Annotated in this window: 11 protein-coding genes; 3 read left to right on the top strand and 8 right to left on the bottom strand. The window is 46.2% G+C overall.

Annotated features, from left to right (window positions below; translation table 11 throughout):
- A partial coding sequence (locus MJ770_RS14810) for a TonB C-terminal domain-containing protein (RefSeq protein ID WP_338140730.1) occupies nt 1–724 on the top strand: 724 nt, incomplete at its 5' end.
- 220 nt (nt 725–944) lie between these two features.
- On the opposite strand, the gene MJ770_RS14805 is transcribed toward MJ770_RS14810, so the two are convergent.
- The 4 genes from MJ770_RS14805 to MJ770_RS14790 all read right to left on the bottom strand — a co-directional run bounded on the left by MJ770_RS14805 (nt 945) and on the right by MJ770_RS14790 (nt 5773).
- The gene (locus MJ770_RS14805) at nt 945–1337 is read right to left on the bottom strand and encodes a hypothetical protein (protein WP_239255944.1); all 393 of its coding nucleotides are present in this window, start codon (nt 1335–1337) and stop codon (nt 945–947) included.
- A gap of 371 nt (nt 1338–1708) precedes the next feature.
- On the bottom strand, nt 1709–3631 hold the full coding sequence (locus MJ770_RS14800; RefSeq protein WP_239255942.1) for a hypothetical protein: 1923 nt from the start codon (nt 3629–3631) through the stop codon (nt 1709–1711).
- 520 nt (nt 3632–4151) lie between these two features.
- A complete protein-coding gene (locus MJ770_RS14795; RefSeq protein WP_239255940.1) occupies nt 4152–4400 on the bottom strand; it encodes a DUF6868 family protein in 249 nt (82 codons plus the stop codon).
- A gap of 1226 nt (nt 4401–5626) precedes the next feature.
- On the bottom strand, nt 5627–5773 hold the full coding sequence (locus MJ770_RS14790; RefSeq protein WP_239255938.1) for a hypothetical protein: 147 nt from the start codon (nt 5771–5773) through the stop codon (nt 5627–5629).
- 163 nt (nt 5774–5936) lie between these two features.
- Here MJ770_RS14790 and MJ770_RS14785 point away from each other — a divergent pair, with 163 nt between their 5' ends.
- Nucleotides 5937–6500 (top strand): cysteine hydrolase family protein, encoded by a 564-nt coding sequence (locus MJ770_RS14785; protein WP_239255937.1) that lies wholly within the window; start codon nt 5937–5939, stop codon nt 6498–6500.
- A 253-nt stretch (nt 6501–6753) separates the two neighbouring features.
- Here the strand turns inward: MJ770_RS14785 and MJ770_RS14780 are convergent, their stop codons facing one another.
- From MJ770_RS14780 to MJ770_RS14765, 4 genes are all read right to left on the bottom strand, one after another.
- A complete protein-coding gene (locus MJ770_RS14780) occupies nt 6754–7434 on the bottom strand; it encodes a putative metalloprotease CJM1_0395 family protein (RefSeq protein ID WP_239255936.1) in 681 nt (226 codons plus the stop codon).
- A gap of 375 nt (nt 7435–7809) precedes the next feature.
- Nucleotides 7810–8379 carry a transcription elongation factor GreB gene (gene greB / locus MJ770_RS14775; protein ID WP_239255935.1) on the bottom strand — a complete coding sequence of 190 codons (570 nt, stop codon included), beginning with the start codon at nt 8377–8379 and terminating at the stop codon, nt 7810–7812.
- 184 nt (nt 8380–8563) lie between these two features.
- The gene (locus MJ770_RS14770) at nt 8564–9823 is read right to left on the bottom strand and encodes an O-antigen ligase family protein (RefSeq protein WP_239255934.1); all 1260 of its coding nucleotides are present in this window, start codon (nt 9821–9823) and stop codon (nt 8564–8566) included.
- Between the two features lie 41 nt (nt 9824–9864).
- Nucleotides 9865–10686, bottom strand: coding sequence for a glycosyltransferase family 2 protein (locus MJ770_RS14765; RefSeq protein ID WP_239255933.1), 822 nt, complete (start codon nt 10684–10686; stop codon nt 9865–9867).
- A gap of 644 nt (nt 10687–11330) precedes the next feature.
- Here MJ770_RS14765 and MJ770_RS14760 point away from each other — a divergent pair.
- On the top strand, nt 11331–11546 hold the full coding sequence (locus tag MJ770_RS14760; RefSeq protein ID WP_239255932.1) for a hypothetical protein: 216 nt from the start codon (nt 11331–11333) through the stop codon (nt 11544–11546).
- Nucleotides 11547–11625 lie beyond the last annotated feature (79 nt).

Below are 11625 nucleotides of genomic sequence, written 5' to 3'. Positions count from 1 at the left end.
CGCGCGTTTGACAGCAGCAAAGCTGGAGGCGCAACGTCAGGAGATCGCTCGTCAGAAAGCTGCACGTATCGAGGCTGCACGATTGGAAGCTGAACGCCTGGGAGCTCTGCGACGAGCGGCGGCCAAGCTGGAGGCACAACGTCAAGAGGCTGCTCGTCAGGAAATAGTGCACATCGAGGCTGCACGACTAGAGGCGGAACGCCTGGAAGCCGCACGACAGGCTGCGCGCGTTTTGGCGGAACAAGAAGAGAAAGCAAAACGGGAAGCGCGGCTACGGGCCATAGGACGTCAGCTCAATGAGAGCGCTGCCCGGCGCAAAGCAGCATCGACTGCGGCTCGTTCATCTGCCACGCTACCCTCTTCGTTCAATACGGAACGTCGGGCCAGGCTATGGGGGCGTGCCGACTCCAACGCCGCACTCGTCAAGTATGCGGAGGCGTGGGCGCGGAAAATTCAGTTCAACACGCCTGTCGATATAGTCCGCGAAGTGGCAAAGCGGCCGCACAACGTCCCCATGGTGACGGTATCTATCCGAAGCGACGGATCCGTGGAGCCTGTGATTTTCGTTATTTCAAGCGGCGTGGCGGAAGTCGATGAAGCGATACGTCGTATCGTGCAAAGCCATGTTCACTATCAGGCGTTCCCGCCTGAACTGGCCCGCGAATTCGACGTAATCGAGATCCGCCGGACTTGGCATTTCGATACAGCCATCCGGTTGAACTGATTGCGCTGCATTTATTGATCTTTACATAAGTCACAACAAATACACCGTCATTCCCGCGCAGGCGGAAATCCAGCAAGAAAAATTGTCTTATGTTCAGATCCACTGAATAATTTTGGGGACGCATTACTTAATTGTGCAAGGAATTAAGTAATGTGTCCCCAAAATTTACTAGAGTTGGTACCTGCGGCGCAATGTCAGCTCGTTATTGCGCCGGTGTGAACTACTTTGTGATTTTTTTCAACTTTGCGGCATCTGCGTCGGTAGCTTCATGATGCAGACTCAGCAAAATGTTTGCTAAGCTTTTAACTGCAGCAGGTGCAGTAACATCTTTTGCAATCGCTTTCAGCTTGGGCTTGTCCGTGTCGGCAGCCTTGTGTTTAAAATTCAACAGTGCTTGTGCAATAGTTTTCTCATCAGCAGAAGTAGTGGCCTCGGCAGCCACTTTTTTCAACATATCTTTATCAGCTTCGCTGGGATAATGCTGCATATTGATTATAAATTCTGCCATAGTGCGCGTCGCGCTACTAACCTTGTCGTCCGCTGCAGATGTGCCAGGGATAGCGAGTAGCAACATGGAAAAAATAATTGGAAATGCAATTCTGAGTAAGTTCATAGCATATTTTCCTTTTAAAAAGTTAGCTTTCAATCCAAAGGACTGCCCATATTTGCAAGCAGCTTGTCTCAATATAGCATAGTTGTGGTCTTTTCAACCTGACCCAATTTATTTGGGTAGCAACCATAGGTGTCCACAATTGCAGTTGGCACACATCTCCAAGCTAAGCTCCCTGATTGGCTACCTGAACCAGTCACTGAAATTTAATTTTTTCCAGAGTCAGCTCTTCACTTGCAGGAATTATGGGGACACATAACTTATTTCAAGTCCAACCGCACTGCTGCTCTGGCCAGGTGGCGTCAGCTTTGTTCAGCCTAAGTTTTAATTTGCAGTGAAAGACTTAAGGCTGGTCAAATTTATCTGGCAGCGCACTAACGCACAATAGAGCGGCGAAAGTTGAATCGCCCTGATTTGCGTTTTTTGATCACCGCGCGCTCTGAACACAGAAACTCAAGCTTGCCACGTTTGTTGACATGTACGGTGGCGGAACTGCGATGATGACAGTATTCTGCGTGTTGATTCTTTTCTTTCATGGATTTAAAAACCAGATGAGGGTTTGTCAAACCACCTTCCAGCTTCGAAAGCCGCCAATATCCCTTGCCTTCCAATCCATAATCTCCCGTGGTGTGAATCGTGTAGATACTCCCTGATCCACATTCAGTAACGACTGACAGATTTTCTGAATAGGCGTAGGGCTTATCCGGTTTCGATTCCATCTTGTGCTTCTGTTCGCCTAATAGCTGCACTCCATCAGGACTGGGCCGAAAAGCATCTGGTGTCAGCTTGTAAAACCGAGTGTGTCGCTGGCCATTGTTATCTTCTCGTTGCGACTTGGTAATTCCTTTACGAAACCCTGCTCCGGGGTGAGATACGATAAGTAAACTTGACCCGTCAGACAATTTTGCAAGCCCCAATCCTCCACCCGCAGATCTCATACCCGGAATTTCGTGTCGGTGGTCTTGATTGTCACCTGCGGCATTGATTCCAAACCACCGCAAATAATCTTTGCCGTTTTGGAGTTCTGCGACGAATAAACCGTCACCTAATACAGCCACTCCGCTGGGATGTGCAACCTTAGACTTGTGCATCGAATACAAGTGATTCTTGGCGTTTCCGCTTGTCCGGTTCCATTTCTCGTCATGGATGAAGAACATAAAACCTTTGTCTCTGTGACTGTGACTGCCAGCGTAAGGGTAAATGTCCGAGTTCGTTCGTACAAATCCTTGAATATGTTTTCCGATAGCTTGAAAACTGTTCTTAGGTTGCATGCCGCTTGGTTTGTATCTGTGATCCCCGTCAAAATCCCATGAGCCTTTGACCCAAGATTGATCCATCCCTTGCGCGAATTGTGCCTCGACATTGCTTGCGCATATGTTGCAATCAAGATCACCAAAATTACATGTTGTGTCAGCTAGAGTGGAGTGAGCGGCTAATTTGGGGGGACCGAAGAACCAGGTGACTTCAATATCGTCGATTTTGTATCCTGTTTTTTTGAAGTCTTTGCGGGCCTTGAGCAACTCTGTCTGTGAATTCACAACACGCAGTCTTTGGTCCGGACCGGTCTTTCCAAACAGGCCATAGTATTTTTGGCCCTCAGGACTTCCTAAAATTTCTAGATCGATCAGTCTGTATCCATTTTTTCGAAAATTGTCACGGGCTTTTTTAAACTGCTTCCATGTTCCTCCCATATTGGATCCGGTGGGATATTGTCCAGCGCGAAAAACACCCGCATACCACTGTTTGCCGCCATCCATCCAGGTTTCGAAGTCGTGCATACGAAGCCCGGATTTTTCAAATTTCGCCCATTCGGTGTGAAACTTGTTCCATTCGGAGGTCACCCAAAGCGTGTGCGCTCCATCGCCTTTGAGATAGATTGCACCGAAATAGCGTTTCTTGTTTTCGGTCCACGTCTCAAAGTCCTGCATCCGGTATCCCTTTTTACTCCAGTCTTTCCAATCTTTCATGATGGTTTCCAGTGATACACGTATCCGCGATAATTCCTTGCCCTTACCACGCTTGAATACCCCTGAATATTTGCCGCTGTTGCTCTGAACTTCAAAATCGTGCAGCCGAAAGCCATTCTTCTGGTAATTGAGCCAGCCTTTGTGAAAATCGTCCCAACTGCGCGCAATAAGCAACGTGTTGTTGGCTTCCGTTTTTTCGAAAGTAGCGCTCCAACGCCATTCGGCATACGCTTGTTGAGAGAAGGAGACCACTGCAGATAATACAATTACCGCAACGATGACGGCTCGCGTGACAGAAAAAGCTCCGGATGCTTTTCTTGAGTTTGTCATGGGTTTATTCCTTTTACATTACCAACCTCTGAGTTTAAAAACATATAAAATCAATTAATTAGCACGACAAAATAAAATACCCACTAAATAAAATATCGATTATTGTCTAGCAAATACCCCAAAAAACTCAGGCGACCGTGATGAATCTTGGCACAAAAACGATAGAACTTCCATAATCGACGGTAAACCTGCTTCTGGACTGATGCCGTCTCATAGACAATTTGTTTGCCAATCTTATGAAAGCATATGAGCATGAAAAACGACTGAACTGAGTCGGTTTTCACAAGCGCTATGGCACCTCCTCACATGAGTTGGTGTATTGTGGTCTTGTTGAGGGGGGATTCGGTTAGCATGCTTGCGCAGGAATCTTTGCGAACTTTTTCTGGGCCGAGAAAGACGCCCTGTATGCGGTTCAGTCCTGTGTTCGCTGCCAGAGAATTGGAAAAAAAACATAAAGCCGCCATAATTTACCGACAGAAGCTCAGTGTAAGGGGGTCAAACTGATGACCTTGCTAAGCGATTACTGACCCATAATTTTTAAAGCCATATACGGAGCAACCATAAAAACCAATGTCACTATTTTATAATTACTCAAAAAATCAAAGTATTTAGAGCTTAATTCATTTTTGTCTATATTAAACAGCTTGCCATGAATAGAAGATAGTGTTCCGCTCATAAACATAAGAATAATGGTAGCTAGAAAAAGATAGCCAACATTAATTACTGATGCCCATCCTAACAGCTCAGTTAATTGTGAAATTGTAATCATAACTTTTCCTCTTGTTATCAAATTATTTTTGGTATGTTTAAAACATTTTTAGTACGGGCAAGCCGTGTTGCAGCGAAGTCCAGCGCAACTTATACTGTTTTACCCTTTAGCCTAGCCTCATGCCTCTAACAGCCTGTCTGGCTTGAAGAAAATAGGCTGCAAATAGAGCAGAGCGGTGACTATTTCAGCGCTTTTTTTGGTCAATAGAACAACTATTACCCTGCAAAACGCCAAGTGGGATAAGCAGGCATTTCGCCGCAAGGTGAAATTCGCAAAAGCTAACCGCGCTCAGCTAAATTTTTGCAACGACTTTTTAAGTCAGACAGGCTGCTTCCAATTTACTTAGCTAAAAATGCTTTTCACTAATATTTACCAGTATTCCACACAAACTGTCTACTGCCACGAGCCAGTCTAAAGTTTGACTATCAGCAACAATGGTCAAAACACACGGGATAGGTCTGGCATTCCAATAATTTTGAAATGTCAGACCTATCCGCGCTGGTTCGTTTATTGATGAGTGACAAGAGGGATCATGCTACTTAGCTAGACTTGGCCCTCAATTCTTACTTGTGATGCTGAGGTCCGCAAGAGCAGCGCATGCCCCAAAAATTGGCAAAGACTTACAGATATATTTGCCCAGCTTCCTGCTTACGACTACCGGGCCCGTCTAACAAAAGGTTCAGATCGTGGCTTGTTTCGAGAGCATCATCAAACCTTACACGTTATATGCTTTGAGCACCCGCTTATACAATATCTTTTTTAAGGGCCAAAACTATTAAATAAATAATAGCTAAAGGGGGTATGAACGCAAGAAAAAATCCAATCGTTGAAACCAACTCTACTGATTTTGTTTTACGAATTGCAAGCTTATAGGAAAGGTAAGTTATTAACATTACCCATGCGATAACAGAATAAAAAATATATGCTCCATGTTCAGCAAAATTTATATTCAATTTGAATCCTTTCGCCCAAGCTGTTCATGATATGAATTAAGCATATAACAGCGTTACAGGCAACGCTGGTTAGTATCATTTATTTCACACTCAATTCTTCATTAAATTATCTATACCAATGATTCTATAATTTATTAATTCCCCTTGTCCAAAAATAATTAATGAAATGCAGGGCATAATTAATAACGTGCTGACTCGCGGAACGGTAACTGAAAGCATACGATATCGATCGTGCGCTCTCGTACAGTTAGCTGTGTTACTCGATCTTTTATTTTACAAGGGAATGCGAAAAATAAAAAAGGTGGCAGGTATTGCAATCATGCATTTCTGCATTGCTCCTAAAATCACATGATACATGCCGTCAGCTAATTCTATTCTGAGAGGTCTTGCAATCAGCGGCAGCACTTGTAATCTTTTCATACTATATTGCAAGCCTCGATTCCATTGCCCTCGTTGTGGAAAGAACTGTAATTTTGGCCTGTTGCAGGCTGTTACTAACCTTAATGTATCTCGCAGTTCAATGCGACAATGGTTTTGTTCTTAGAGATAATTAAATTAATATCAACAAAGGGAGAAGCAGATTATGGCTAAAACAGCACTATTATTAATTGATTTTCAAAACGACTACTTCTCAAGTTACGATGGCGCAAAGTGTGCCTTGTCGGGTACTGAAGAAGCGGCCACTCAAGGCGCTAAATTATTAGCGGCGTTCCGCACAAAGGGTTTACCTGTCGTGCATGTACGACATGAATTTCAAACAAATGATGCGCCGTTCTTTTTGCCAGATTCAGAAGGCGCAAAAATATATACATCAGTAGCTGCTATTTCCGGTGAACCCGTAGTTCTAAAACATCAAATAAACAGCTTCCATGACACCGATTTAAAATCTATATTAGATAAGCAGTGTGTTGAAAATGTAGTCATCGTAGGCGCAATGACACATATGTGCATTGATGCCGTGACGCGTGCTGCAAAAGATTATGGTTATAACTGTGCTATTGCTAATGATGCATGCGCAACTTTGGGTCTTGAATTTAATGGCGTAAAAGTGTCAGCTGAGCATGTGCAAGCCGCTTTCATGGCAGCGCTTAATTTTGCATATGCACATGTAGCCAGTGCTGATGAATTAATCAAAGACTTAGACTAGGTATAGTGCATTAAGGGGATCGCGCCGACATGGTCAGCTTTGGAAAACGAGAATGAGACAGATCTTGCAATTTTGCCTTGCCTCGTGAAGTCATATGATACAACCTGTCGGCTAATTCCATTCTGACAGATTTTGCAATAAGCACTTGTGTTTAATATTTTATACTATATTGCATATACATAATCCTATTACCTTCGAGCAACGCGCATTACGAAAAAATTGAATTTTAGATGTGCCCTAAAACTGGACAACATTAAGCGAGCAGGTCAATAAGAGACGCGGCACGTTCTGTGTTGATTCCTGAACTAGCGTTGTACGTTTCATTAATTTTTGACGTGATACGTTGGAAATTTGTTTCTTTTTGGTCATCACTCGTGGTTGTGTTTTGGTAGTGTGTTTCTTCTTGGTCATTACCTGTGGTTGTGTTTTCGCTTACACCCCGGCTTATAATTTCAGCACGGGCCTCAGCTGCCATCGCGGCTGCCGCCATCGCAACAGAACGATCTTGTGCTGAAGGTTCTGATGGCGCCAGGGCGGCTTGTTGTATTTGTTGTGCTTTTTGCAGGGTCGCTTCCGAATCACCCGCAACACTAGATGTATCGATTTGGACCTCCCCACTGACAGCATAGCGCTGCCCATCAGGCCCAAGTATAAATTCAAAGCTGGCACCGCCTTTGCTTATCCCCCCAGCAGCTGCAAGATGCGCTTGTTCGTGTGAGCGGACTTCTCTATCTGTATTACGTAATTTTTGAATTTGACTTTGCTGCTCCAGTTTTTTTTGTTGACTGGCTGTCAAATCATCCTGCGGGGTTTTCTGAGTATCTTTAAGGGCTTCAGCTTGTTTGCCTTGCTTGTCTTCATTACGAACAGACTGAATGACTTCACGCCTGGGTTGTGATGGGAAAAATGCTTGGTTGCTGGTAGCAGTTATCATTAAATTCTGAAGGTCTAAAAGCGTAATAAATAGTCTGTTGACTTTAGGTTTTTAGCGACAGGACACCCACAAAGCCCAATCCTCCAAGAGGCCTGTTTGAGAATAGAATGATCTACAGCTAAAGTCAAATCAACTTCGCTCCGCATCAATCCAATTGCCACCGTCAACAGCATGACAAATTTTTCATTTCGCCACATGAGTTCGCTTACAAAAGTTGCACGTCAGAGTTGAACCCGCCTAATATTAAGTATGTTTAAAAATTATTTTGCGTTTGTAAGGGTATACGAGAAATTAACCACTTTTACTGAAAGTTTGAATGTAGAGCACCTCTAAAAATCCAACCTTCGTCACAATACAGAGAATTTTATCTGCCAATCAATCGCCAAAATTTATCGCCTGATAAGCTACCTCCACCACCACTAACTCTTCTATACCGTCGGGAATTTTCAGCATCACCACATCATCAGCGCGCGCTTTTAACAACGCTCGGGCTAGTGGTGATACCCAACTAATCAATCCGCGCCCAGCATCTGCTTCATCCACGCCGACTATGCTGTAGGTATAGTCTGCACCGTCCTGTCTGCACACGGTGACTGTTGCGCCAAAAAATACTTGATCACACGATTCTCGCTGCACCGGATCTACCACTGCGGCGTTTTCCAGACGCTTGGAAAGAAAGCGGATACGCCGATCGATCTCACGCAGGCGCTTCTTGCCATAGATATAATCGCCATTTTCCGAGCGATCTCCGTTTGAAGCGGCCCAAGTAATGGTTTGCACCAACGCTGGGCGTTCCACTTTCCATAGCTGATCAAGCTCATCTTTCAGGCGCTGGTAACCAACAGGGGTGATGTAATTTTTGACTCCTGGCGGAAGTAGTGATGCTGACGGACCTTCTTCTTCATCCGAACTGTCATCCGTTTCCTTGATAAAAGCTTTGTTCATGATCGCCCACCCCTTTGGATAGTCTCTATAATTTTAATGACAATGTCACAAGTAGCTGTTGAATTTTATCTGAAAAGTTACCAAACAATTATTAGCCATATATTGGAGATTTCTTTATGGATAACAAATAAACTTAACAATCAACCTGTTACAAATAAAAAATACCTAATTGTGACATAGCCTTTTATGTTTCAGGGGCGGGGTCGGCCCACGCCATGACAAACACCAACCCTACGGACAGCGCCAGCATAACCACGTAGTAGTTGTGAGCCAGATTGACGTTGCTCAGACCTGCCAGCGCATGCATCCAGCTCACGCCCCAAAGTTGCAGTCCGGCCTTCCGGTTGAAACGCCCAAGCCGGTGGGCGGCAACCCACAGACCAACTTGCAAGGCTAGCAAGCCCGCCAGCCCCAAAAGACCACCGTCGATCGCGTTATTCAGATATTGGTTATGGACGTGCTCCATTTCGCGCACATGTGAGAATGCAACGCGCTGATCTGCCGGAAGATCATCTCCAGCCAGGTGAATGCGACGCACACGCTCAGCGGCACCTAGACCTATCCAGGGCGACTCAACAAATCCCTCCCACCCTAGCCTGAACAGAGCAATCCTTGCACCAAGCGATGTGTTGTAATTTTTGGTTTGCATTGCCGTTTTGACCTCTTGCAAGGCAGTGTTCAAGCGCATGGGATCGCCTGGCAGGTTCAGCGCAGCTGTGACCAACACGCCTGACAGCAGTGCAGCAGCGACGACTCGGTGATATAAACGGTGGGTAGTTGCCCGGTGGCGGCGGTGCATCCATACAGCGAGGAACATCGCCCACAACAGCACCCCTAAAGCGCCGCGCGATTGGCTGAGCAATATACTGCTCAGCCCAAACAAAGCTCCCACACCCCAAAACCACCGTCGGCTCTTGATCTCTTGTGTATCAAAAATCCAGGGCAGCAGCAGACATACCAGAAAACTCATAGCTACAGCCCAAGGAATCGCGTTTCCCGGTAAATAGCGGCCCTGTATAGCGGCCAGCAAAAAAGCCAGAAAACAGGCAAGCGCAATCGCAGACAACAGTCGCTTAACTGTCTGGCCGTTGGATACCAGTGAACGTGAACGGACAATGACATAGATTGACACTGCCACCAGCATCAGCCGCAACACAGCGTCAAGATCCATCGAAACCTTGCAACATGGCTCCTGCCAGATAATGGATTGCGTCACCCAAAGTGACGCGGAGATAATGCTTCCCACCAGCCAAGCCATGGCGGCGGACATTATGCCGGGTGTCCCCTGCTGCCCGGCACCGTCAGTCACTGCCAACGCCAGCAGACCCAGCGTTATCCAACCCCATGCGGCAATCCAGGAATGCAGAGGCGACAACACAACGGCCAGGCAAAGAATACCTAGCAAAATATGCACCGCAAAAGTCCGAAATCGAGTGTTTTGCATCAGAATAGTTCAGGTATCAATTATTTCTTGCAGGTACCAACTCAGCGCGGAATATCCGATGCCAGACTTTCCCGATCGTAGTCCAGCGCTACATACCGGAAGAACCCTTCTGCAGAAACGAACAGGCAATGCACAAATCCGGCTCCGCCGCATAGAAAGCCCAGATGAAACACATACAGGCGGATGAACATCGACGCGGCCGACACCAGTCCGCGCAGCACGCCCCCGCGCTGACCCTGTGCGGCACGCTTGGACGCCCCCAGGATAGCGTACTGCGTCATTTTTTCCATGCTTTCGCGCACGGTCTCACGCGAGTAATGTAGCAGCTTGGCCCGCATCAGATACCGCGGCACACGCGCGTCGCCGGGCTCGGGATGCAACATGGCTTGTTCGTGGACGGCTCCCACGTATTCGCGCAGCATGTCGCGACGAAACAGCCGCTCCACCTTCGATTGGGAACGAAAAAACTTCAACTCACGGCCAAACACTACCATTCGCCACTGAATCCGCCAGACCGCGCGTCTACCGGAACGGACATTGACACAAATTTCTTTCTGTAACGCCGGCGTGATGATTTCGTCCGAATCAAGGAAAAAAACATAGTCGCCATTGGCGTGCGCCAGCAGGTGGTTACGCTGAACGGCGAAACCCTGCCAGTCATCATGTACCCAAACCTCAGCACCTAGAGTCTGAGCTCGCTCCACAGTGCCGTCGGTGCTGCCACTGTCCACCACCACGATCTGGTCGGCAAAGGCCGCGCTACGCAGACAACTTTCGATGCGATGGGCATTGTTTTTGGTGAGCACGGCCACGGTTAGCGTCGGTGGCACAACCGGACTGACCGGCACTGGCGACACTACCATCAATGCCCCGCGTGAACCACCTCGCCTGCCTTGAAACTCGGCCAGAACACGCCACTTTGGACGTTCAGGTCGTTAGCTAAAACTTCAACAACGTTGTTCATGATCAAACTTTCGTGAGCCAATGGGCGTACAGGGGAAGGATAAAGGATAGGAATTTCAACTGCATAAACTCAAGTATCCATGACCACCACACTCCGGTCAACACCAATTTTTCTGTAACCACAAAGGATAGAGACGACAAATGAGTAGTATAAAAATCTGAACCACACAAATCATAGTATCCATAACTGCGAACGGCGATCTAGCCAGCCTGTCAGACTTGAAAGAAATCGGCTGCAAATTTAACTGAACTGTGACTATTTAACCTTTTTGGGCAATAGGGAATCTCAAAAAAATCCAATCTTCATCACAATACCGCGTTACTCAAAAAAATTATCACCTACATATCAAATATATGCTGAGTTAAATGTTGAAATCTCGTTTTGCCTTGCCTGACAACGGGGTAAGCAGGCAATCGCCTCAAGATGAAAGCTCGCAAAAATCAACCTCGCTCAGCTCAATCTTCGCTATGATTCTTTAAATCCGACAGGCTGCTAGTATTGGCGGCCACGATTGACTTTAATATAACTAGAAAAGAGGCTAACATGAAAACGATACATCAAGTTTCAGTGATCACATTAATGGCAATTGTGTTACTTGGCTTAGGTGGATGTTCCAGCATGTCGACGCAAAATGAAAATGCAACTGCCGATACTGAAGCAGGCGCAATTGACAGTGCCATACTCACAGAAAGCAACGCAGCCGAAACGGTTGGCGGTTCCGCAGTTATGGGTGTCATCGGTCACGAGATCAGCAAGTAGCAAATATATTACTGACTCGATGCATATATCGCTCACTGAATTAAAAATGTATTGTTTATCAGATATACAAATTTCAGAG

The sequence above is a fragment of the Candidatus Nitrotoga sp. M5 genome, assembly GCF_927904885.1.
Taxonomy (GTDB): domain Bacteria; phylum Pseudomonadota; class Gammaproteobacteria; order Burkholderiales; family Gallionellaceae; genus Nitrotoga.
The sequence above is the reverse complement of the archived record's forward strand: the minus strand, read 5'-3'. Positions and strand labels throughout refer to the sequence as shown.